The 21555-nt window shown below is 70.0% G+C and carries 22 protein-coding genes; 12 read left to right on the top strand and 10 right to left on the bottom strand.

The genetic code is table 11. The annotated features are described in order from the left end of the window. On the bottom strand, window positions 1-1296 hold a 1296-nt coding region (locus P0084_RS04215), incomplete at its 3' end, for a thiamine pyrophosphate-binding protein (protein WP_308915557.1). Window positions 1297-1378: 82 nt separating this feature from the next. On the opposite strand from P0084_RS04215, the gene P0084_RS04210 reads away from it, so the two are divergent. The 3 genes from P0084_RS04210 to P0084_RS04200 are packed head-to-tail and all read left to right on the top strand — an operon-like array spanning window position 1379 to window position 4526. Beyond that, on the top strand, window positions 1379-2485 hold the full coding sequence (locus P0084_RS04210) for a Gfo/Idh/MocA family protein (protein WP_308915556.1): 1107 nt from the start codon (window positions 1379-1381) through the stop codon (window positions 2483-2485). Then, a complete protein-coding gene (locus P0084_RS04205) occupies window positions 2482-3375 on the top strand; it encodes a sugar phosphate isomerase/epimerase family protein (protein ID WP_308915555.1) in 894 nt (297 codons plus the stop codon). Before P0084_RS04210 ends, P0084_RS04205 begins: the two co-directional genes overlap by 4 nt. Next, entirely contained in the window at window positions 3372-4526 is a 1155-nt protein-coding gene (locus P0084_RS04200) for a Gfo/Idh/MocA family protein (RefSeq protein ID WP_308915554.1), read from the top strand. The genes P0084_RS04205 and P0084_RS04200 overlap by 4 nt, the downstream gene beginning before the upstream one ends. Here the strand turns inward: P0084_RS04200 and P0084_RS04195 are convergent. Beyond that, the gene (locus P0084_RS04195) at window positions 4523-5518 is read right to left on the bottom strand and encodes a LacI family DNA-binding transcriptional regulator (RefSeq protein ID WP_308915553.1); all 996 of its coding nucleotides are present in this window, start codon (window positions 5516-5518) and stop codon (window positions 4523-4525) included. The two genes, P0084_RS04200 and P0084_RS04195, sit on opposite strands and share 4 nt — an antisense overlap. 288 nt (window positions 5519-5806) lie before the next feature. Between P0084_RS04195 and P0084_RS04190 the strand changes: the two genes are divergently transcribed. The 5 genes from P0084_RS04190 (at window position 5807) to P0084_RS04170 (ending at window position 9906) form a co-directional block, all read left to right on the top strand. After that, window positions 5807-6751, top strand: coding sequence for a substrate-binding domain-containing protein (locus P0084_RS04190; RefSeq protein WP_308915552.1), 945 nt, complete (start codon window positions 5807-5809; stop codon window positions 6749-6751). Between the two features lie 81 nt (window positions 6752-6832). Continuing rightward, the gene (locus P0084_RS04185) at window positions 6833-7918 is read left to right on the top strand and encodes an ABC transporter permease (protein WP_308915551.1); all 1086 of its coding nucleotides are present in this window, start codon (window positions 6833-6835) and stop codon (window positions 7916-7918) included. Then, window positions 7918-8706 (top strand): ATP-binding cassette domain-containing protein, encoded by a 789-nt coding sequence (locus tag P0084_RS04180; protein ID WP_308915550.1) that lies wholly within the window; start codon window positions 7918-7920, stop codon window positions 8704-8706. The genes P0084_RS04185 and P0084_RS04180 overlap by 1 nt, the downstream gene beginning before the upstream one ends. Then, window positions 8696-9697, top strand: coding sequence for an inositol 2-dehydrogenase (iolG, locus tag P0084_RS04175; protein ID WP_308915549.1), 1002 nt, complete (start codon window positions 8696-8698; stop codon window positions 9695-9697). Before P0084_RS04180 ends, iolG begins: the two co-directional genes overlap by 11 nt. After that, complete coding sequence (locus P0084_RS04170) at window positions 9694-9906, top strand: hypothetical protein (protein ID WP_308915548.1); 213 nt, start codon at window positions 9694-9696, stop codon at window positions 9904-9906. The genes iolG and P0084_RS04170 overlap by 4 nt, the downstream gene beginning before the upstream one ends. A gap of 9 nt (window positions 9907-9915) precedes the next feature. On the opposite strand, the gene P0084_RS04165 is transcribed toward P0084_RS04170, so the two are convergent. The 8 genes from P0084_RS04165 to betI all read right to left on the bottom strand — a co-directional run bounded on the left by P0084_RS04165 (window position 9916) and on the right by betI (window position 18124). Beyond that, the gene (locus P0084_RS04165; RefSeq protein ID WP_308915547.1) at window positions 9916-10665 is read right to left on the bottom strand and encodes a methyl-accepting chemotaxis protein; all 750 of its coding nucleotides are present in this window, start codon (window positions 10663-10665) and stop codon (window positions 9916-9918) included. A 35-nt stretch (window positions 10666-10700) separates the two neighbouring features. Further along, window positions 10701-11432 carry an alpha/beta fold hydrolase gene (locus P0084_RS04160; protein ID WP_308915546.1) on the bottom strand — a complete coding sequence of 244 codons (732 nt, stop codon included), beginning with the start codon at window positions 11430-11432 and terminating at the stop codon, window positions 10701-10703. Then, on the bottom strand, window positions 11425-12450 hold the full coding sequence (locus tag P0084_RS04155) for a nuclear transport factor 2 family protein (RefSeq protein WP_308915545.1): 1026 nt from the start codon (window positions 12448-12450) through the stop codon (window positions 11425-11427). The genes P0084_RS04160 and P0084_RS04155 overlap by 8 nt, the downstream gene beginning before the upstream one ends. Before the next feature lie 67 nt (window positions 12451-12517). Next, window positions 12518-14173, bottom strand: coding sequence for a choline dehydrogenase (betA, locus tag P0084_RS04150; protein ID WP_308915544.1), 1656 nt, complete (start codon window positions 14171-14173; stop codon window positions 12518-12520). Beyond that, complete coding sequence (locus P0084_RS04145; RefSeq protein WP_308915543.1) at window positions 14170-14565, bottom strand: DUF2306 domain-containing protein; 396 nt, start codon at window positions 14563-14565, stop codon at window positions 14170-14172. Before P0084_RS04145 ends, betA begins: the two co-directional genes overlap by 4 nt. Before the next feature lies 1 nt (window position 14566). Further along, window positions 14567-16030, bottom strand: a complete 1464-nt coding sequence (gene betB, locus P0084_RS04140; RefSeq protein WP_308915542.1) for a betaine-aldehyde dehydrogenase — start codon at window positions 16028-16030, stop codon at window positions 14567-14569. A gap of 4 nt (window positions 16031-16034) precedes the next feature. Continuing rightward, the gene (gene betC, locus P0084_RS04135; RefSeq protein ID WP_308915541.1) at window positions 16035-17567 is read right to left on the bottom strand and encodes a choline-sulfatase; all 1533 of its coding nucleotides are present in this window, start codon (window positions 17565-17567) and stop codon (window positions 16035-16037) included. Then, window positions 17564-18124, bottom strand: coding sequence for a choline-binding transcriptional repressor BetI (gene betI / locus P0084_RS04130; protein WP_308915540.1), 561 nt, complete (start codon window positions 18122-18124; stop codon window positions 17564-17566). Before betI ends, betC begins: the two co-directional genes overlap by 4 nt. 88 nt (window positions 18125-18212) lie before the next feature. Between betI and P0084_RS04125 the strand changes: the two genes are divergently transcribed. The 4 genes from P0084_RS04125 to choV all read left to right on the top strand — a co-directional run bounded on the left by P0084_RS04125 (window position 18213) and on the right by choV (window position 21529). Beyond that, window positions 18213-19154, top strand: a complete 942-nt coding sequence (locus P0084_RS04125) for a choline ABC transporter substrate-binding protein (protein WP_308915539.1) — start codon at window positions 18213-18215, stop codon at window positions 19152-19154. Between the two features lie 110 nt (window positions 19155-19264). Beyond that, window positions 19265-19546 (top strand): GIY-YIG nuclease family protein, encoded by a 282-nt coding sequence (locus P0084_RS04120; protein ID WP_308915538.1) that lies wholly within the window; start codon window positions 19265-19267, stop codon window positions 19544-19546. Window positions 19547-19646: 100 nt separating this feature from the next. Then, the gene (gene choW, locus P0084_RS04115; protein ID WP_308915537.1) at window positions 19647-20480 is read left to right on the top strand and encodes a choline ABC transporter permease subunit; all 834 of its coding nucleotides are present in this window, start codon (window positions 19647-19649) and stop codon (window positions 20478-20480) included. Next, complete coding sequence (choV, locus tag P0084_RS04110) at window positions 20477-21529, top strand: choline ABC transporter ATP-binding protein (protein ID WP_308915536.1); 1053 nt, start codon at window positions 20477-20479, stop codon at window positions 21527-21529. Before choW ends, choV begins: the two co-directional genes overlap by 4 nt. Window positions 21530-21555: the final 26 nt, after the last annotated feature.

Raw genomic sequence — 21555 nt, 5'->3', positions numbered from 1 at the left:
CGGCGACAGGGTGCGCCAGTTCGCCGTCACCTCCGCCGGGAGGCCGCCGGCGGCGGCGACGATGCGGTCGCGGGGGTGGACCAGCGCGTTCACCGCCCCGATGGCGTGGGCGTAGCTGTTCGGCGCGTTGCCGGTCTGGGTCGTGTTCGCGGCGACCTGGTCCTGCCATGCCGTCCGGTGCGTCCGGCATTCGTCCATCCAGCCGCCCGGCGCGGCGTGATCGCCCAGCGCCTTTCCCAGGGCCTGCAACCCCAGTTCGGCGTCGCCTACGACGGGCAGGGACAGGTGCTTGGCCGCGTCGTGGCGCGCGGCGTTCAGGCCGATCAGCGTGGCATCCGGGGCGAAGGCGGTCCACGACCCGGTCGTGAAGTCCTGCAGGCGCGAGCCGACGGCCAGCACGACGTCGGCGCGTTCGGCGGCCCAATTGGCGCTGTCCGATCCGGTGACGCCGATGGGGCCGACGTTCAGGGGGTCGTCGTCGCGCAGGTTGGCGCGGCCCGCGATGGTCTCCACCACGGGGATGGCGTGCGCGTCCGCGAAGGCGCGCAACGTGGCCACCGCGCCGGAATACTGCACGCCCCCGCCTGCGACGATCAGCGGGCGCTGGGCCGCGCGCAGGGCGTCGGCTGCCTCCGCGACCTCCCCCGCGTCGGGGGACTGGCGGCGGATGCGGTGCGTGCGGGGCGCGAAGAACGCGTCCGGATAGTCCCAGGCCCAACCCTGCACGTCCTGCGGCAGGCCCAGGAAGGCCGGCCCGCAATCGGCCGGGTCCAGCATGGTCGCCAGGGCGGCGGGCAAGGATTGGACGATCTGCGCCGGATGGGTGATGCGGTCCCAGTACCGCGTGACCGACTTGAAGGCGTCGTTCACGCCGAGCGTCGGATTCTCGAAGTGTTCGAGCTGCTGCAGCACCGGGTCAGGCAGGCGGGTCAGGAACGTGTCGCCGCACAGCATCAGCAGCGGCAGGCGGTTGGCGTGCGCCAGCGCGGCGGCGGTCAGCAGGTTCGCGGTGCCCGGCCCCGCGGAGGCGGTGCAGGCCATGAAGCGGCGGCGCAGGTGGTACTTGGCATAGCCCGCGGCGGCGAAGCCCATCCCCTGCTCGTTCTGGCCCCGGTACAGCGGCAGGGTGTTTTGGTGGCGTTGCCAGGCTTCGCCCAGGCAGGGGACGTTGCCATGGCCGAAGATGCCGAAGCCGCCGCCGCAGATGCGCACGGGCCGTCCGTGCAGGTCGATGAACTGCGCGTCCAGCCATCGCAGGATCGCCTGCGCCACGGTCAACCGCGTCGTTCCCGCCATGGTCGGTGCCCTCCCCCCTCTTGCCGAAAGCCTGACCGATCGCTAGCCCCATTGCAACCGGTTGCAAAATGCAGGGGGCGGGATGGCCGAGATCGGGATCGGCGTGGTCGGGGGCGGCTACATGGGCAAGGCCCATTCGGTCGCCATGGCGGCCGTCGGGGCCGTGTTCGACACGCCGCTGCGCCCGCGGTTGGAGATGATCGCCGCCAGCACGGACGCGTCCGCCGAACGGTATCGCGCGGCGTACGGGTTCGCGCGGGGGACGGGCGACTGGCGGGTGCTTGTGTCGGACCCGGCGGTCGAGGCGGTCGTCTGCGCCACGCCGCAGGTCCACCACCGTGCGATCGTCGAAGCCTGCGCCGCCGCTGGAAAGCCCGTGCTGTGCGAGAAGCCCTTGGGCGCGTCGCTGGATGACGCGATGGCGATGACCCGCGCGGTGGCCGACGCGGGCGTGGTGGCGCAGGTGGGCTTCAACTATGTCCGCACGCCCGCCACGCAGTTCGCCCGGTCGCTGGTGGCGGACGGCACGCTGGGGCAGGTGACCTTCGCCCGGATCGAGATGACGGAGGACTTCTTCGCCGACCCCGACGAATGGGCCTGGCGGGCCGAAGGCGACCCGGCGGGATGCCTGGGCGACCTGGCCCCTCACCCGATCAACCTGATGCTGACCCTGATGGGGCCGGTCGACGCGCTTTCGGCGACGCTGGAGACGGTGCATCCCACCCGCGCGGGGCGGGCCGTGACGAACGACGACCAGGTGCAGATGATGCTGCGCTTCACATCCGGTTCGACCGGCCACCTGTTCGCGTCGCGCACGGCGCTGGGGCGGAAGATGGGCTATGCCTATGACCTGTACGGCACGAAGGGGTCCCTGCGCTTCGACGGGGAGGATCAGAACTCCGTCCATCTTTATCGAGCCGAGGGGCCGGAGGCGCTGCGCGGCTTCGCCCGCATCCTGACGGGACCCGAACATCCCGACTATCTGCCGTTCTGCCAGGGGCCGGGGCACGGGACGGGGTATGGGGACCAGATCGTCATCGAGGCGAAGGACTTCCTTCGTGCCATCCACGCGGGCCAGGCCACGTTCCCGACCTTCGAGGACGGGTTGGAGGTCGCGCGCGTGGCCGAAGCGGCGCGCCGGTCGCACCATTCCGGCGGCTGGATCTCGATGGAGGACATACCCCGATGACGATGCGGATCGGCAACGCCCCGTGTTCCTGGGGGGTCGAGTTCGCGGGCGACCCGCGGAACCCGCCCTGGCGCGATGTCCTGCGGCAATGCGCGCAGGCCGGGTATTCGGGGATCGAGCTGGGCCCGGTGGGGTACATGCCGGAGGACCCCGCGACCTTGGGCGACGCGCTGGCCGAGCACGACCTGACCCTGATCGGCGGCGTCGTCTTCCGCGCCTTCCACGACCCCGGCGCCTGGGACGACGTGCTGGACGGGGCGCGGCGCACGATCGCGGCGCTGCGGGCGCACGGGGCGCGGCACCTGGTCGTGATCGACAGCATCAGCCCGCGCCGCGCGCCCACCGCCGGACGGGCGGCGGAGGCCGAGCAGATGGACGCGGCCGAATGGGGCGCCTTCCGCGACCGCATCGCGCACGTGGCGCGGATGGGGACGGATGCGGGGCTGATTGTGGGGATCCACGCCCACGCGGCGGGCTTCGTCGACTTCGAGCCGGAGTTGGAGCGTCTGCTGGACGAGGTTCCGGAGGACGTGCTGAAGATCTGCTTCGACACGGGGCACCATTCCTATGCCGGCTACGACCCGGTGGCGTTCATGCGTCGGCATGTCGGGCGCATCTCCTACATGCACTTCAAGGACATCGACCCGGCCGTGAAGGCGGACGCGGTGGCACGGCGGACCGGTTTCTACGACGCGTGCGGGCAGGGGATCTTCTGCAACCTCGGTACGGGGGACGTGGACTTTCCCGCCGCGCGTCGGGTCCTCTTGGATGCGGGCTTCGACGGCTGGTGCACGGTGGAGCAGGACTGCGACCCCGCCCTGGCGCCCGACATCCTGGGGGACGCGCGGGCGAACCGCGCGTACCTGGCGTCCATCGGGTTCGACGCGTGACCCTGCGCTGGGGCCTGATCGGCGGGGGGGAGGGCAGCCAGATCGGCCCGGCCCACCGCCTGGGCGCGGGGCTGGACGGGCTGTTCGCGTTCACTGCCGGCGCGCTGGACCACCGCCCGGACGAGGGCCGCGCCTATGGCCGCCGGCTGGGCCTGGCGCCCGACCGGTCCTATGGCGACTGGCGCGAGATGCTGGCGGGGGAGCGGGACCGCGACGACCGGATCGATTTGGTGACGGTCGCCACGCCCAACGCCACACATTTCGAGATCACGCGCGCCTGGCTGGAGGCGGGCTTCGACGTGCTGTGCGAGAAGCCCATGACGATGACCGTCGCGGAAGGGGAGGAGATCGTCCGACTGGCGCTTGCAACCGGTTGCATCTGCGCGGTCAACTATGGCTATACCGGCTATCCGCTGGTCCGTCACATGCGGGCGATGGTGGAACGCGGCGATCTGGGCGCGGTGCGTCTGGTGGTGGCCGAGTTCGCGCATGGCCACCATGCGGATGCGGGCGATGCCGACAACCCGCGCGTGCGCTGGCGGTACGATCCCGCGCAGGCGGGGGTCAGCGCTCAGTTCGCCGATTGCGGGATCCACGCGCTGCATATGGCAAGCTTCGTGACGGGGCAGCAGGTGACGCGGCTGTCGGCGGACACCGTGTCCTGCGTCCCGGGCCGGGTCCTGGAGGACGACGCGCTGGTGGCGCTGCGCTTCGACGGGGGCGCGGTGGGGCGGCTGTGGACGTCGTCGGTCGCGCTGGGCCGCCAGCACGGCCTGACCCTGCAGGTGTTCGGCGAGGCGGGCGGCCTGCGCTGGGCGCAGGAGCAGCCCAACCAACTGTTCTGGACGCCCCTGGGCGGCCGCACGGAGATCGTCGAGCGGGGGGAGGGCGGCCTGTCGCCGGCCGCCGACCGCGCCAGCCGGGTCACGGTCGGACACGCCGAAGGGATGCCCCTGGCCTTCGCCAACCTCTACCGCGACCTGGCCGAGGTCATCGCCGCGCGGAAGGCGGGCGTGGACCCCGACCCGGCGGCGGACCTGTATCCCCGCGCGGAGGACGGGCTGCGGTCGATGGCGGCCGTCCACGCGGTCGCGGAATCGGGCAAGGCGGACGGGGCCTGGGTGGACGCGCGCGCGCCGATCCACCGCTAGGCGCGGGCCCGCGACTTCGGCGCCGAAGACCGCAGGGTGCCGCGCTCCATCAGGGTGCAGGGGAACATCCGTGTCTCGGGGGGGCGGTCGGGTTCGTCCATCACGGCGGTCACGAGGTCGATGGCGCCCGATATGATCGCGCCCGTGGGCATCCGGATCGTGGTCAGGTCGATGCCCGGCCAGGATGCCATCTCCATGTCGTTGAAGCCGATGACGCCCGCCTGGTCCGGGACCCTCAAGCCGCGGTCGCGCAGGGCGGCCATGGCCCCCAGCGACAGGACGTCGTCGGCGCAGAACCAACCCGTCGCACGGCGGCATATCCGGGACATCGCGTCGTAGCCCGCCTGGAACGTGTACGCCTCCGCGTTGTGCTTGTAGGCGCGGGGCGCGTATTGCGAGAAGCCCGCCACCCGGTCCTGCGTGGACGACGCCGTGCCCGGCCCGCCCAGGAAGCCGGGCTTGTAGCCGCGCTTCAGCAATTCGCGCGCGGCGATGCGCCCGGCCTCCACGTTGTCGATGCCCACCACGTGGACGTCGGGGCTGGGGGTGACGGGGCCGAAGCTGTGGACGGTGGGGATGCCGCTGGCCGCGAAGGCCCGCGCGAAGCCGCGCGTCACGGTGGACGACGCGATCACCACCCCGTCCACGCGGTATCCGCGCAGCATGGCGATGGCCTCCGCCGGGTCGGCGTCGTCGCGCAGGTTGACCAGCAGCGGTCGCAGGCCCCGGTCCTGCAACTGCGCGGTGAACCGTTCGAACACGTCCAGCATCAGGGGGTTGCGGAAGTTCGTGACCACCAGGCCGATCAGCTTCGTGCGCCCGGTGGACATGGCCGACGCGATGGTCGAGGGCTGATAGCCCAGCGCCTCGGCCGCCTTCAGGACGCGGGCGCGCATCCGCGGGCTGACGGACGCGCCGGGGGTGAAGGTGCGGCTGACGGCGGCGGTCGACACGCCCGCCCGGGCCGCGACGTCGCGCAGGGTGACGGTCATGGCATGTCCCTTCCCCGGAACGGCCCGGCGCTGCAACGATGCAAGTGTCGTTGCAAGCGGTTGCAAACTCAAGCGGAACGTGCGCGCGGCTTGTCGATCAACGAAAACAGCAGCTTGGACGGCACCGCAGGGCATGCGGCGGACGATCCGTCAATAATCCGTTGACGTTTTGCAACCGGTTGCGACAGAATGGGCGGGTCCGCGCCGCCGCGGGGAGACGAGCGGCGCGCGGGGGACCGGCACGACGCAATGCGGCCCCGCCGGCGGTCGCGACTGGGAGGACGACAGATGACCAAGATCCTGATCGGCGCCGGCTTTGGCACCCTGATGGCCACGACCGCGATGGCGCAGACCATCGGGGTCAGCATGGCCCGCTTCGACGACAACTTCCTGACCGTGCTGCGCAACGGGATGGAGGAATACGCCGCGACGCTGGACGGCGTGGAGATCCAGGTGGAGGACGCGCAGGACGACGTCGCGGCCCAGCTGGACCAGATCAACAACTTCATCGCCTCGGGCGTGGACGCGATCGTCGTCAATGCCGTCGACACGAACGCGGTGGACGCGATGACGAACGCCGCCTCGGGCGCGGGCGTGCCCCTGGTCTATGTCAACCGCGAGCCCGCCAACGTCGACAGCCTGCCTGACGACCAGGCCTTCGTGGCGTCGAACGAGATCGAGTCCGGGACGCTCGCGGCGTTCGAGGCGTGCAAGATGCTGCGCGCGGACGGCAAGGCGGGCGGCGCGCAGGGCTACATGCTGATGGGGCAGCTGTCGAACCAGGCCGCGGTCCAGCGGTCCAAGGACGTCGAGGACGTCCTGGGCATGGACATGTGCAATTTCATCACGTTGATCGACAGCCAGACCGCCAACTGGTCGCGCGACGAGGCGAACGACTTGATGACGAACTTCATCTCGTCGGGCGAGCCCATCGACGTCGTGTTCGCCAACAACGACGAGATGGCGCTGGGCGCGATCCAGGCGCTGAAGGCCAACGGGATCAGCATGGACGACGTGGTCGTCGTCGGCGTGGACGCCACGCAGGACGCCTTGCAATCCATGTCGGTGGGCGAACTGGACGCGACCGTGTTCCAGGACGCCGCCGGCCAGGGCGCGGGCGCCATCGACGCTGCGGTCGCCTTGGCCAACGGCGAGGAGGTCGATCAGAAGGTCTATATCCCGTTCCAGCTGGTCACGCAGGACAACCTGTCGGACTTCACGGACCAGAACTGATCGGGCATCGTCCGGACTGACCGGACCGGGCGGCGGGGAGGACGCCGCCCGGTCCCGCGACCGACAGGGGGAGGGACGACCATGGCGGACGGCACCGCGCAGGCGCGCGTCCACGGGACCGGCGGCCTGCTCTACGACACGAAGCGGCGGGCCTGGCCGAACGAGGCGAACGTCCTGATTGCCCTGATCCTGATCGTCGCGGTCTTCGAGGGGCTGGGCGCGCTGCTGATGGATCAGTCGTTCCTGTTCGACAGCCGGGACCGGTTCGACAGCGTATTCAACGAGGCCCGCCTGCGGATCATCATCCTGCAGGTCGCCATCATCGGCATCATCGCGCTGGGGGCCACGCAGGTCATCATCACGGGCGGCATCGACCTGTCGGCGGGGTCGGTGGTGGGCTTCGCGGCGATGGTCGCCATGTCCTTCGCGCAGACGGGCGTGGTGAACGGCAACCCCAACCCGGGCGCGGTCTTCGGCCCGGCCTGGCTGGACCTGCCGGTGATCGTTCCCGTCCTGGCGGGGCTGGGGGTCGGAACCCTGGCGGGGGTCATCAACGGGGCGCTGATCGCCTATACTCGCATCCCGCCCTTCATCGCCACGCTGGGCATGATGGTCGCTGCGCGGGGCGCCGCGCAATGGTGGACGCGGGGCCAGCCGGTCAGCTTCCCGACCGACGGCTACGCCGCGCTGGGACAGGGCATGATGCCCGTGATCTGGTTCGTGGGCCTGGCGATCCTGTTCCACCTGATCCTGCGCCACACCGTGTACGGCAAGCACACCTATGCGATCGGGTCGAACGAGGACGCGGCGCGGATGTCGGGCATCAAGGTCGCGCGCCACAAGCTGCTGGTCTATGCCATCGCGGGCGGGTTGGCCGGAGTCTCGGCCATCGTGCTGTCGGCCAAGAACCTGACGGCGCAGACCGGCATGGGCCTGATGTACGAACTGGACGCCATCGCCATGGCGGTCATCGGCGGCGTGTCCCTGGCGGGGGGGCGGGGGTCCATCGTCGGCACGGTGATCGGCGCGCTGATCTTCGGCGTCATCATCAGCGGGTTCACGTTCCTGCGCCTGGACGCGTACTATCAGGAGATGGTGAAGGGCGTCATCATCGTCGCCGCCGTGGTCCTGGACCAATGGCGGCAGAGCCGGACGGGGGCGAAGTGATGGGCGATGCGATGGACGACGTCATCCTGGAGACGCGCGGCCTTACCAAGCATTACGGCGGCGTCCACGCGCTGACGGATGCGGACTTCACCCTGCGCGCGGGCGAGCACGTCGCCATCATGGGCGACAACGGGGCGGGCAAGTCCACCTTCGTGCGCCAGATCACGGGGGTGGAGGTGCCCACGCGCGGCACGATCGTCTTCGACGGGCGGGAGCGGCACTTCGAGAACCCGATGGACGCGCGGGACGCGGGCATCGAGACGGTGTTCCAGACGCTCGCGCTGGCCGACGACCTGGACGTGCCCGACAACCTGTTCCTGGGGCGCGAGATCGTGAAGTTCAACCTGGGGCCGTTCAGCATCCTCGACTACAAGGCGATGCAGGAGGCCACGATCGCGGGCCTGGAGAAGACGGGCGTGAAGATCCCCAACATACGCGGCACCATCCGCAACATGTCGGGGGGGCAGCGGCAATGCGTGGCCATCGCGCGCACTGCCACCTTCCATTCCAAGCTGACCATCATGGACGAGCCGACGGCGGCTTTGGGCGTGCAGGAGACCGCGCAGGTCGAAGCCATCGTGCGCACGCTGAAGGAGGCGGGGGAGCCCCTGATCCTGATCTCGCACAACATGCGGCAGGTGATGGATCTGTGCGACCGGATCGTGGTGTTCCGGCGGGGCCGCATCTGCGCGAAACTCCGCAAGGCGGACACGGACCATCAGGACGTCGTGGCCTATATCACCGGGGCGAAGACGCAGGCGGAGTACGAGGTCGCAGATGCCGTATGATCCCGTCCGCTATGCGGTGCTGGGGGCGGGGCGGATCGGACAGGTCCACGCCCGTGCCATCGCCGCCACCGAAGGCGCGCGCCTGGTCGCAGTCCACGACCCCGACGCCATGGCGGCGCGGGCGGTGGTGGATCGTCACGGCGGCACGATCCGGGACATGGCGGCGATCGAAGCGGCGGACGACGTGGACGCGGTGATGATCTGCACGCCCACCGACACCCATGCCGCGCTGATCGAACGCTTCGCGCGGGCGGGCAAGGCCGTGTTCTGCGAGAAACCCGTGGACCTGGACGCCGCCCGGGTGCGGGCCTGCCTGGACGTGGTGCGCGAGACGGGCGCCGTCCTGATGGTCGGCTTCCAGCGCCGCCACGATCCCGACTTTCGCGCCTTGAAGGCTGCGATCGACGAGGGCCGCATCGGCGCGGTCGAGATGATCCACCTGACGGCTCGCGACCCCGCCCCGCCGCCGATCGCGTATATCGAACGCTCGGGCGGGCTGTTCCGGGACATGATGATCCACGACCTGGACGTCGCGCGCTGGCTGCTGCCGGACGAGCCGGTCCGCGTCACGGCGCAGGCGGCGACCCTGGTGGACCCGGCCATCGGCGAAGCGGGCGACTACGACAGCGCGATCGTCACGTTGCAGACGGCGAGCGGTGCGATGTGCTCCATCCACAACTCGCGCCGCGCGACCTATGGCTACGATCAGCGGATCGAGGTCCATGGCTCGGCGGGTGCGGTGTCGGCGGCGAACCCTCATGCCGCGCGGATCACCCTGGCGGGGGAGGGTGGCTACACCGATCCGCCGCTGCTGGACTCCTTCATGACGCGCTACGCGGACGCCTATGCCGCCGAGATCGCGCATTTCACCGCCTGCCTGCGCGACGGCACGACGCCCGCCACCACGGGCGAGGACGGGCTGCGCGCGCTCGTGCTGGCGGACGCGGCGCTGGAATCGGTCCGCACGGGCCGGACGGTGGACGTCGCATGAGCGACGGGAAGAAGCGCGGCTTCCTGAGCCTGGCGCATCCGATGTTCCGACCCCTGTGGTCGCGGGTGCTGGCCACGGTCCTGGTGGCGGGCTGGACGGTGATGGAGGTGCTGAACGGCGCGGTCTTCTGGGCCATCCTGTTCGGCGCGGCCTGCGCGTGGATGGCGTGGAACTTCTTCGTGGCGTTCGATCCGGAGGAGTACCGGTAGCGCGGCCGATCAGGCCGTTCGGAGCTGCGCCATCATCGTGTCCACCGCGCTGCCGATCCGCGCGGAGGCAAGTTCGGTCTGCTCGGAGAGCGACTTGATCTCGGACGCGATCACCGCGAAGCCGCGACCCGCCTCGCCCGCGCGGGCGGCCTCCACCCTTGCGTTGAGCGAGATGAGCCGCACCATGCGCGCGACGTCGGCGATCTCGGTCACCGCGTCGGCTGCGTCGCGCTGCGCGGCCTCCGCCGTCGCGTGGGTTTCGGCGATCTCCGACGCGCACAACTCGCTCATCTTCGCCTGCACCGCCTGGAGGGCGGGGGTCATGTCCTCGTAGGCGACCTCCAGGTGGCTGTCGAAGGCGTCGGGATCCAGTTCGTCCCGTTCGATCGAATGCTTCAGGCCGTCGATCATCGTGCGATAGCGTATCACGGACGCCATCGCGTCCGGCAGCGCCGTCATCGTCGCCCCGACCAGCGCAACGGCGGCGGGCTGATCGGTCAGGATGGCGGACGGGTCCTGCAGCGCACGGAAGTTGACCTCGAAGCCTTCGCGCGCGCTGGACAGAGCGGCCAGGGAACGGTTGCGGTGTTCGGGGTTCCGCGTCAGCGCGCTCGCGGCTGTGAAGAGTGACATGCGCAGACCGAAGACGCGCATGAGGAAGGGGATCTCGATGGTCGCGCGCATGACCTGCCAGTGGGGACGACCCGGCTTCAGATCGTCGGACAGGTGGAGCGCGATGGTTTGGACGAAGTCTGTCACGCCGTCGGTCTAGGTCGACGGACGTTGATAGGGAGTTAACCGTCCTCGCCCCGGGACGATCGTCCGCCGACGCGCCCGAGCCAAGCGGCCACCGCGGCATTCGTGGCCTTGGGCCGTTCCAGCACCGGCAGATGGCCCGCCCCGTCGATCACGACAAGTTCGGCGTCGGGCAACAGGTCGGCCATCTCGGTGTGCCGGTGCAGGGGGCACAGCGTGTCGTCGCGGCCGCACAGGACCAGCGACGGGACGGTGAGGCCGCGCAGCGTGTCGCGCCGATCGGCGCGGGTCTGAAGGGCGCGGGACTGCCGGACGAACACGTCCGGACCCAGCGATTCCGCCATCGCCATGCATAGGTCCAGGACCGCTGCGCGGTCGGGGCCGGGCGCCAGGTAGTTGGGCTTCATCTCGTCGCGCATGACCGCGCGCAGATGGCTCGCGCGGACGCGCTCGATCTGCGGCTCGCGCCGGGCCGCGACCTCGGCCGCCTCCGCGCGCGGGTTGGTGTCCATCAGGCACAGGCCGGCGATGCGCTCCGGCGCCAGGGCCGCCACCTCCATCGCCACGATGCCGCCCATCGAAAGGCCGCCGAGCGCGAAGCGGTGGGGGGCGGCGTCCAGCACGGCGCGGGCCAGGGCGGCGGTCGTGTCGTGGTCCGCGATGGGCAGGACGCGCACCTCGCGATCCGCGGACAGGGCGGCGACCTGCGGCGCGAACAGCCGGGCGTCGCACATCATGCCCGGCAGCAGGACCAGCGGCAGGTCAGCCAAGGGGGGCGTGCAGCGGCGCGTCGAGGTTGGGCGCGTCGTCCACCTGGCCCGTGTGCAGCAGGATCTGCTTCCAGATGCTGACCTCGTCATAGACCGTGTATTCGCGCCGCCAGCCCCAGGGCCCCAGTTCCGCATGGGTGAAGCCCATCACGTGGACCTCCGCCCCCGTGGGGTCGCCGAAGGGGCCACGCCCGTCATGGGTGCCGGTCAGCGACCAGCGCAATGCGGCGCGGGGCGGGCGCATGGGGTCATCGGTCCGCCCGATGCAGTGGTCGATCGCGAAGGCCGCGGACGGGAACGCCGCGCGCAGTCCCATCCATTCGCGTTCCGCATGCGCCCAGCCCCAATCGCCGCGGGCGCCGGGCTGCTCGGTCCGGCAGGCGCGGTCGTAGGTCCGCGCGATCAACGACAGCTCGTTGCCCTCCATGATGCGGGTCAGGGCGTCGGCATAATCCTGGCCCACCCGGTCGTCGTTGCCCTTCGCCGTATAGGGGCCGGGAACGTCGTCGCGCGGGTGGAAGGGGCGCACCGCCTTCTCCGGCCCGCCTTCCCGCGCGATCAGCTCGCGGGTGAAGGCGCGCGGTTCCATCCCCAGTTGCAGCACGATGCCCGACGTGTCGCGGCACAGCCATTCGTCGTCGATGTAGTTGTTCCGCGCGGCGCAGTCGGCGATGGCGCGCACGCAGAACGGCCTGCCCGTGGGCGCGCCGAAGAAGCCGTGGCCCCGATGCGTGCCCCGGCTGATCAACCGGTGCGATGACAGCATGTGATCGTCGGGCGTGCCGCACCAGATCACGTCCTCGCCCAGAAGCTCCCGGTCGGGAAACTCCACCAGCGTCGCGCGCGTGCCGTCGATCACCGCGCGCCGGCCGCGCAGCAAGCCGGACGGGAACCGCATCGGCAGGTCCTCGGCATAGCAGTCGTGCAGGGTGTGGAGGCCGCGCTCCTCCCAGATCTCCTTGGTGATGCCCAGGATGTAGTCGGGGAAGTCGGCCCAACGCTGCGAGAAGCCCTTCATCGGATCCGCCTTATGAATACGTATTCACGAAGCGGGATGCCCCGTTCCGGGCGCGGGTTCAAGCGGCCTAGCGCTGCTCGGTCCGCCAATCGGGGTGAATCCAGGGTTGCGCGTTCGACCGGGGCAGGGTGCGGCCCAGGATGTGGTCCGACGCCTTCTCGCCCGTCATGATCGACGGGCCGTTGAGGTTCCCGTTCGTGATGCGCGGGAAGATCGAGCTGTCGGCCACGCGCAATCCCTCCACGCCGATGACGCGGCATTCGGGGTCCACCACGGCGGTCGGGTCGTCCGCCCGACCCATCCGGCAGGTGCCGCAGGGATGGTACGCCGATTCCACGTGCTCGCGGATCGCCTCGTCCAGTTCGTCGTCGGTCCGCACGCGTTCGCCCGGCTGGATCTCGTGCCGCCTATAGGGGGCGAAGGCCTCCTGCGCGAAGATTTCGCGCGTCAGGCGGATGCAGGTGCGGAAGTCGCGCCAGTCGTCGGGATGCGACATGTAGTTGAAGCGGATCACCGGGTTCGCCGCGGGGTCGGCCGAGCGCAGGGTCACGCTGCCGCGCGACTTGGACCGCATCGGCCCTACATGGGCCTGAAAGCCGTGCCCCTCGCTGGCGGCCTGACCGTCGTAGCGCACGGCGATGGGAAGGAAGTGGTACTGGATGTCGGGATAGGGGACGCCCGCCCTGGACCGGACAAAGGCCGCGGATTCAAAGTTGTTCGTGGCCCCGGGCCCCCGGCGGCGGAACAGCCAGTTCGCCCCGACCCACGCCTTGCCCCATAGGTTCCAGTACCTGTAGAGTGTGATGGGCTGGGACGCGGCCATTTGGACGTACATCTCCAGGTGGTCCATCAGGTTCGCACCCACGCCGGGGCGGTCGGCCAGGACCTCGATCCCATGCTCCGCCAGGTGGCCCGCGGGGCCGATGCCCGACAGCATCAGGAGCTTGGGGGAGTTCAGGGCCGATGCGCTGACGATCACCTCCGCCCGCGCGTGGACCGTGTCGCCGTCCGCAAGCCGGACGCCGGTTGCGCGACCGTCCCGGATCACGACCTTCGCGACCAGTCCGTTCACGACCGCGCAGTTGCCGGATGCGATGGCGGGGCGCAGGTAGGCGTTCGCAGCGGACCAGCGGCGGCCCTTCCAGACCGTCTGCTCCATCGGGCCGAAGCCTTCCTGCTTGCGGCCGTTGTAGTCGTCCGTCGTTTCGTAGCCCGCCTGCCGTCCCGCTTCGACGAAGGCCTCGTAGAGCGGGTTCTCGCGCGTGCCCCGCGTGACGTGCAGCGGGCCGTCCGAGCCGCGCCAGTCGGGGTCGCCGCCATGGCCCCCGTCGTGCCAGGACTCCATGCGCTTGAAATAGGGCAGGACGTCGGCATGGGCCCAGCCGTGGGCGCCCGCCTCCGCCCAATGGTCGTAGTCCATCGCGTGCCCGCGCACATAGACCATGCCGTTGATGCTGCTCGACCCGCCCAGGACCTTGCCGCGCGGCGTGGCCAGCACGCGGCCGCCCAGATGGGGTTCCGGTTCGGACGCCATGCCCCAATCGTAGCGGTCCATGTTCATCGGATAGGACAGCGCGCCGGGCATCTGGATCAGCGGACCCCAGTCGGTGCCGCCGTGTTCGACCACCAGCACCGACTTGCCGGCTTCGGCTAGGCGATAGGCGACCGCGCACCCGGCGCTGCCCGCGCCCACGATCACGTAATCCGCCGTCTTGTCGGTCATCCGAACAGGACCTCGTGCATGATGCGGCCCGGCAGCAGGGTGAAGGCGCCCGTCAGCAGCAGGGCCAGGCCATAGAGGTAGATCATGCCGCGCTTGTGCGCCCCGACCTTGCCGCGGCGTGCGTCGCGCACCGCGACGGCCAGCATGATCAGCGTGAAGATCGAAAGCAGGTGGATGCCCGAGAAGGGGCCGAAGCTGCGGATCTGCTGGATGAACAATCCGCTGACGGCGACCCCCGCCAGGAGGACCGCCCATGCGTGGCCCATGATGCGATGCCGCATCGTGCCCTTGGGCAAGGCGAACTGCACCGCGCCCAGGACGATGGCGAGGAGCGCGGCCAGAGCGTGCAGCGGGATCGGCGGAGGCGCCGTCAGCAAGGCGGATGGGTTCATCTCAGTACGCGGCCTCCACCGGGCCCATGCCGACATAGACGGTCTGGACTTCCGTGAAGTGGTCCATCGCGACGCGCGCGTTCTCGCGTCCGATGCCGGACTGCTTCGATCCGCCGAAGGGCATACCGGGCGGGGTCAGGTTGTACTGGTTGATCCAGCAGGTCCCCGCCTGCAGCCGCGCCACGACGCGGTGCGCGCGGGTCAGGTCGCGGGTGAACAGGCCCGCCGACAGCCCGAACGGCGTGTCGTTGGCGCGGGCCACGGCTTCGTCTTCGGTGGCGAAGGTCAGGACGGACATCACGGGGCCGAAGATCTCCTCGCGCACGGCGGCCATGTCGTCGCGCAGGTCGGCCAGGATCGTGGGCTCGATCCACCAGCCGTCGCGGTCCATCCGCTTGCCGCCCGCGACCACCCGCGCGCCTTCGGCACGCACCGTGTCCAGGTGGCGCAGCACGATGTCCATCTGGGCCCGCGTGGTCATGGGGCCGTAGTTCACGCCTTCGTCCAGCGGGTCGCCGGGCACCACGCCCGCCAGCCGTTCGGTCAGGCGGGACAGGAACGCGTCCATGATCCCACTCTGCACGAAGACCCGCGTCCCGTTGGAGCAGACCTGGCCCGACGAATAGAAGTTGCCGTTGATCGCGCCCGACACCGCGTCGTCCACGTCGGCGTCGTCGAAGACCAGGATGGGGGACTTGCCGCCTAGCTCCATCGTGACGTGCTTCATCTCGCCCGCCGCGGCGGCCGCGACCTTGCGCCCCGTGGGGACGGAACCCGTCAGCGACACCTTGGCCACGCGGGGGTCGGTGGTCAGCGCTGCGCCCACCGCGCCCAGCCCCTGCACGACGTTGAACAGACCCGGCGGCAGCCCGGCCTCCACGAGGATCTCCGCCACCTTCAGGGCGCAGAGGGGGGTCGTCTCCGACGGCTTGAAGACCATCGCGTTGCCGGTCGCCAAGGCGGGCGCGCCCTTCCAGCAGGCGATCTGGGTGGGATAGTTCCAGGCCCCGATGCCGACGCAGACGCCAAGGGGCCGCCGGATCGTATAGGCCCAGTCGTCGCCGAACCGCATCGTGGTGCCGGTGACGTCGGCCGCCAGCCCGCCGAAGTATTCCAGCGCGTCGGCACCCGAGGTGGCGTCGGCCACCAGCGTTTCCTGCAAAGGCTTGCCGGTATCCAGCGTTTCCAGCACCGACAGGTCGCGGTTGCGTTCGCGGATCAGGTCGGCGGCCCGTCGCAGGATGCGCCCCCGTTCGGTCGGATCGGTCGCGGCCCAGTCGGCCTGCGCCCGCGCGGCGGAGGTCAGCGCGCGGTCCACCACGTCGGGCGTCGCGGCATGGACGGTGGCGATCGTTTCGCCCGTGGCGGGATAGATCACGGGGATCGGCTCGCCCGCCCGGTCCTCGACGTAATCGCCGTCGACGAAGTGGCTGGCCCGTGGCTGAGCGTCGGGACGATCGGTCATAGGGTCAATCCTTCGGCGCGCGCTGGGCGTCTTCCAGCACGTTCAGGTCCATGTGGTTGCGCATGTAGCGTTCGGACGCCACGCGCAGGGGCTGGTAGTCCCAGGGATAGTACCCGCCCTGGCGCAGCGCCTCGTAGACGATCCAGCGGCGGGCCTGGCTTTCGCGGACCTCCGCGTCGAAGCGGTCCAGATCCCAGCGCGCGTCCGCGTCGCCGCGGAAATGGGCCAGCGCCGCAGCGGGGTCGTCGGTGTTCCAGGTCCCCGCGCCGTCCGTCGCGTCGAGCCCGTCCGCCAGGTTGGTCAACTCGTGGGGATCGGCGTGCAGGTCGAACAACTGTTCGGGGTCCAGGGCGCAGCGGGTGTACTTCCACCGGCCCTGCCGCAGCGCGACCAAGGGGGCGTATGACCCTTCGGCGGCGTATTCCATCGCCACCGCCGTCTGCCGGCGCTTCCCTTGCCCCAGTTCGCGCAGCGATTGCCCCGTCGTCCAGGGTTCCACCTCCGACATGTCGATGCCCGCCAGGTCGCAGAGCGTCGGGCACACGTCGATGTTGCTGACGGGATCCGTCACCAGCCCCGGCGCCATCGAGGGGGTCGAGATCATCAGCGGCACGCGCGACGATCCTTCGAGGAAGGACATCTTGTACCACAGCCCCCGCTCGCCCAGCATGTCGCCGTGGTCGGACAGGAACAGGATCGTTGCCTCCTGCCGGGTGTCGTCCAGCACCTGCAGGATCTCGCCCACCTTCTCGTCCAGGTAGGAGACGTTGGCGAAGTACGCGCGGCGCGACCGGGCCACGTCTTCGGGCGTGACGTCGAAATGCCCCCGGTCGTTGGCGTCGAGGATGCGCTTCGAATGGGGGTCGTGATCCTCGTACGGCATCTCGCCCACCTCCGGCATCAGGCGGGGGCAGTCCTCGTACAGATCCCACAGCCGCCTGCGCGCGACGTAGGGGTCGTGGGGATGCGTGAAGCTGGCCGTCAGGCACCAGGGACGGTCGTCGCGGCCCCGCGCGGCGTCGTAGAGCCACATCTTCGCGTGGTGCGCGACCTCGTCGTCGTATTCCATCTGGTTGGTGATCTCGGCCACGCCGGACCCCGTCACCGACCCCATGTTGTGATACCACCAGTCGATGCGCTCGCCCGGATTGCGATAGTCGGGGGTCCAGCCGAAATCGGCCGGATAGATGTCGGTGGTCAGCCGTTCCTCGAACCCGTGCAGCTGATCGGGGCCGACGAAGTGCATCTTGCCCGACAGACAGGTCCGCCAGCCCGCCCGCCGCATGTGATGGGCATAGGTCGGGATGTCGGAGGCGAACTCCGCCGCGTTGTCGTAGACCCGCGTGCGGCTGGGCAGCAGGCCCGACATGAACGACGCCCGCCCCGGCGCGCAGAGCGGGCTGGCCGTATAGCAGTTGCGGAACCGGGTGGAGCGTTCGGCCAGCCGCTTCAGGTTCGGCGCATGAAGCCAGGGCGCGGGGCCGTCGGGGAACAGCGTGCCGTTCAGTTGGTCCACCATCAGGATCAGGACGTTCACAGGCGGGCCTCCAGCCACTCCAGCACGGTGCGTTCGGGATTGGCGGGGGCCCCCAGGGCCGCGCGCAGGTACACCCCGTCGATCAGCGCCGCCGTGCCGTCCGCCACGCCCGCGGGATCGTCCGTCAGGGGGCGCAGCGCGTGGATCAGGTTCGACCGCAACCGCCGCTGATAGATGCGCAGCAGCCGCCGGGTCGGCGCGTGCGTCCGGGCCTGGACGTAGAAGTCCAGCCAGGCCGCGACGACGTCCGCGTCGAACGCGTCCGCGTTGAAGCTGACCCGCACCACCGCGCGCAGGCGGTCCCGCGGCGTGACGGCGGCGGACAGGGCCGCGCGGGCCTGCGCGCGGTAGTTCGACAGGATGTGCCGCATCGCGGCGAGCAGGATCCGCTCCTTGCTGCCGAAGTAATGATGCGCCAGCGCGCCCGACACGCCCGCCCGCGCCGCGATGCGCGCCACGGTGGTGTCCGCGCTGCCGCGATCCGCGATCTCGCCTATGGCCGCGCGCACCAGGGCGTCGCGGCGGAGGGGTTCGATCTGCTTGCGGGATGGCGGCATGTCGGGTTTGGTCGTCCGGAATGGGTGGAGTACGTTAATTGACCCGTCAATCAACGAAACGGCGCCCGGATGCAACAGGGAGACGACCATGACCGCCACGCGCACCATCCTGACCGCCACCACGGCGCTGACCTTGACCGCCGGGACGGCCCTCGCCGATGCCCACGCCGCCTGTCGGGAGGTTGTCTTCTCGGACGTCGGCTGGACGGACATCACCGCGACCACGGCGGCCACCACGCTGGTCCTGGACGCCCTGGGCTATGAGACGGACATCAAGATCCTGTCCGTGCCGGTCACCTACACCTCGCTGGCCAACGGCGACGTGGACGTCTTCCTGGGCAACTGGATGCCCACGATGGAGGCCGACATCGCCCCCTACCGCGAGGCCGGGACGGTCGACACGGTGCGCGCCAACCTGGAAGGCGCGAAGTACACCCTGGCCGTGAACGATGCCGCCCGCGATCTGGGGATCGCCACCTTCGCCGACATCGCGGCGAACGCGGATGCCCTGGACGCGGAGATCTACGGGATCGAGCCTGGCAACGACGGCAACCGCCTGATCCAGTCGATGATCGACGGAGACGCCTTCGGTCTCGGCGGGTTCGAGGTGGTGGAATCGTCCGAACAGGGCATGCTGGCGCAGGTGGACCGCCTGACGCGGCGCGGCGAGCCGATCGTCTTCCTGGGCTGGGAGCCGCATCCCATGAACGCCAACTTCGACCTGACCTATCTGGAAGGCGGCGACGACTTCTTCGGCCCGGATCTGGGCGGGGCCACGGTCCACACCAACACCCGCGCCGGCCTGGTCGAGGAATGCGCGAACCTGGGCACGTTGCTGCAGAACCTGGAGTTCACGCTGGCCATGGAGAACGAGATCATGGGCGCCATCCTGAACGACGGGGAGGACCCCCAGGAGGCGGCGAAGGCATGGCTGTCCGCCAACGCGGACGTCCTGGACGCCTGGCTGGCCGGCGTCAGCACGTTCGACGGCGGCGACGCGAAGGCGGCGGTGATGGGGGCGCTGGAGTGAAGCACGCGTGCTAGGCAAGCACGATCACACCCCGGGCTTGACCCGGGGTCCCGAGGGATCGAACGCGACCTTCATGGTTCCTCAATGCGGGGTGGTGATCGTCAACGACGATGTTCGCCGTCTATATCCTCGCCTCCCGCCCACGCGGTGCACTCTATGTCGGGCGGTCGAACGACTTGACCGAACGATTGGCCCACCATCGCCTCGGCCTGTCCCGCCATACGAGTCGCTACGGCATACGCACCTTGGTCTGGTTCGAGCTCCACGAGACGTTCGCGGCCAGCTTGCAGCGGGAGCGCGCGATCAAGCGATGGCGACGAGCCTGGAAGGACGAACTGATCGAAGCGGCGAACCCAGGCTGGTTGGATATATCGGGAACCTGGGCGCCGTAGGGATGCGTGAGCGCAGACGCCCTGCCAGGCGGATCGGGGCCCCGGGTCAAGCCCGGGGCGCGACGATCACCGCTGTACCCGCCGAGCTACGACACACCCCATGAACCCCATCACCGACTACAAGATCCCACTGGGCCGCTGGGCCGCCGCGGTCTTCGACTGGATGCAGGCGAACCTGGCGCCCCTGTTTGACGGCCTGGCCATCGGGATGGAGGCGATGATCGACGCGATCCTGTGGGTGTTCCAGACCCCACCGCCGCTGCTCGTGATCGCCGCCTTCGTCGCCCTGACCTGGGCATTGCAGCGCAACTGGAAGGTCTGCCTGGGCGTGGCGCTGGGGTTCCTGTTCATCCTGAACCAGGATTACTGGGAGGAGACGACCGAGAGCCTGACCCTGGTCCTGTCGGCCTGCGTGGTCTGCATGGGTCTGGGCGTGCCGATCGGCATCTTCCTCGCGCATCGCCCGCGCCTCTATGCCGTGATCCGCCCGGTGCTGGACCTGATGCAGACGCTGCCCACCTTCGTCTATCTGATCCCGGCCATCGTGTTCTTCGGCATCGGCATGGTGCCCGGCCTGATCGCCACCGTGATCTTCGTGCTGCCCGCGCCGATCCGCCTGACCCATCTGGGCATCACCGCCACGCCCGCCGCGCTGACCGAGGCCGCGCAAGCCTTCGGCGGCACCCCGTCGCAGACGCTCTGGAAGGTCGAGCTGCCCTATGCCCTGCCGCAGATCATGACCGGCCTGAACCAGACGATCATGCTGTCGCTGTCGATGGTCGTCATCGCCGCGCTCGTGGGCGCCGACGGCCTGGGCGTGCCCGTCGTGCGCGCCCTGAACCAGGTCAACACGTCGCTCGGGTTCGAGAGCGGGTTCATCATCGTCGTCGTCGCCATCATGCTGGACCGCATGCTACGGATGGAACGGAAGTGACCCGCCCGGCCGTGGAGTTCGACCGCGTGTCCATCGTGTTCGGCGACGCGCCCGCCAGCGCCCTGCCGGCGATGGACCGGGGCGCCAGCCGTGCGGATGTCCAGGCCGAGACGGGGCAGGTGCTGGGCGTCCACGATTGCGACCTGTCCGTGGCGCAGGGCGAGATCTTGGTCCTGATGGGCCTGTCGGGGTCGGGGAAGTCCACCTTGCTGCGCGCCGTGAACGGCCTGAACCCCGTGATCCGGGGCGAGGTCCGCATAGACGACGGCGATGGCATGGCCAGCGTCACGCATGCCAAACCCCGCGACCTGCGCCGCCTGCGGCAGAACCGCGTGGCCATGGTGTTCCAGCAATTCGGCCTGCTGCCCTGGCGCGACGTGCGCGCGAACGTGGGCCTGGGGTTGGAGCTGGCGGGCGTGCAAGCGGCCGAACGCGACGCCCGCGTGGACCGGCAACTGGACCTGGTGGGCCTGACCGATCGTGCCGATGCCCTTGTGGGCGAGTTGTCGGGCGGCATGCAGCAGCGCGTGGGTTTGGCCCGAGCCTTCGCCACCGAGGCGCCGATCCTCCTGATGGACGAGCCGTTCTCCGCGCTCGACCCCCTGATCCGCACCCGCCTGCAGGACGAGCTGCTGGACCTGCAGCGCGAGCTCCGCCGCACCATCGTCTTCGTCAGCCACGACCTGGACGAGGCGTTCAAGCTGGGCGACCGCATCGCCATCATGGAAGGGGGCCGCATCGTGCAATGCGGCACGCCGGCCCAGATCTTCACCGCGCCCGCCGATGAATACGTGGCCGACTTCGTGGCGCACATGAACCCCCTGGGCGTGTTGCGCGCGGCGGACGTGATGGTGACGGGGGCGGTGGGGCAGGGGGCCCCCGTGCCCCACGACATGCCGCTGCGCGAGGTGATGGCGCGCGTGGCGGACGGCGGCGCGGCGCATGTCGTGCGCGACGGCGACGTCGTCGGCACCGTCACGGCGGAGGCGGTGATGACCCGACTGGCCCAGGCGCAGGCTGCCGGACCCGCCACCACGCCCCCGCCCTAGGCGGGGGCCCCGCCATCGGCAGGCGA

Source organism: Jannaschia maritima, assembly GCF_030973515.1.
Classification (GTDB): domain Bacteria; phylum Pseudomonadota; class Alphaproteobacteria; order Rhodobacterales; family Rhodobacteraceae; genus Jannaschia; species Jannaschia maritima.
Note: the sequence above shows the minus strand (reverse complement) of the source record. Positions and strands in the feature narration are given on the sequence as shown.

What these genes read in the sequence shown, in the direction of transcription:
- betB (WP_308915542.1), bottom strand. Translation starts at nt 16,030, where the DNA reads ATGACCGATCGTCCCGACGCTCAGCCACGGGCCAGCCACTTCGTCGAC.
- P0084_RS04170 (WP_308915548.1), top strand. Translation starts at nt 9,694, where the DNA reads ATGAGCGACGGGAAGAAGCGCGGCTTCCTGAGCCTGGCGCATCCGATG.
- P0084_RS04180 (WP_308915550.1), top strand. Translation starts at nt 7,918, where the DNA reads ATGGGCGATGCGATGGACGACGTCATCCTGGAGACGCGCGGCCTTACC.
- betI (WP_308915540.1), bottom strand. Translation starts at nt 18,124, where the DNA reads ATGCCGCCATCCCGCAAGCAGATCGAACCCCTCCGCCGCGACGCCCTG.
- P0084_RS04210 (WP_308915556.1), top strand. Translation starts at nt 1,379, where the DNA reads ATGGCCGAGATCGGGATCGGCGTGGTCGGGGGCGGCTACATGGGCAAG.
- P0084_RS04205 (WP_308915555.1), top strand. Translation starts at nt 2,482, where the DNA reads ATGACGATGCGGATCGGCAACGCCCCGTGTTCCTGGGGGGTCGAGTTC.
- P0084_RS04155 (WP_308915545.1), bottom strand. Translation starts at nt 12,450, where the DNA reads ATGAAGGGCTTCTCGCAGCGTTGGGCCGACTTCCCCGACTACATCCTG.
- iolG (WP_308915549.1), top strand. Translation starts at nt 8,696, where the DNA reads ATGCCGTATGATCCCGTCCGCTATGCGGTGCTGGGGGCGGGGCGGATC.
- P0084_RS04145 (WP_308915543.1), bottom strand. Translation starts at nt 14,565, where the DNA reads ATGAACCCATCCGCCTTGCTGACGGCGCCTCCGCCGATCCCGCTGCAC.
- choW (WP_308915537.1), top strand. Translation starts at nt 19,647, where the DNA reads ATGAACCCCATCACCGACTACAAGATCCCACTGGGCCGCTGGGCCGCC.
- P0084_RS04190 (WP_308915552.1), top strand. Translation starts at nt 5,807, where the DNA reads ATGACCAAGATCCTGATCGGCGCCGGCTTTGGCACCCTGATGGCCACG.
- betA (WP_308915544.1), bottom strand. Translation starts at nt 14,173, where the DNA reads ATGACCGACAAGACGGCGGATTACGTGATCGTGGGCGCGGGCAGCGCC.
- P0084_RS04125 (WP_308915539.1), top strand. Translation starts at nt 18,213, where the DNA reads ATGACCGCCACGCGCACCATCCTGACCGCCACCACGGCGCTGACCTTG.
- P0084_RS04120 (WP_308915538.1), top strand. Translation starts at nt 19,265, where the DNA reads ATGTTCGCCGTCTATATCCTCGCCTCCCGCCCACGCGGTGCACTCTAT.
- P0084_RS04185 (WP_308915551.1), top strand. Translation starts at nt 6,833, where the DNA reads ATGGCGGACGGCACCGCGCAGGCGCGCGTCCACGGGACCGGCGGCCTG.
- P0084_RS04195 (WP_308915553.1), bottom strand. Translation starts at nt 5,518, where the DNA reads ATGACCGTCACCCTGCGCGACGTCGCGGCCCGGGCGGGCGTGTCGACC.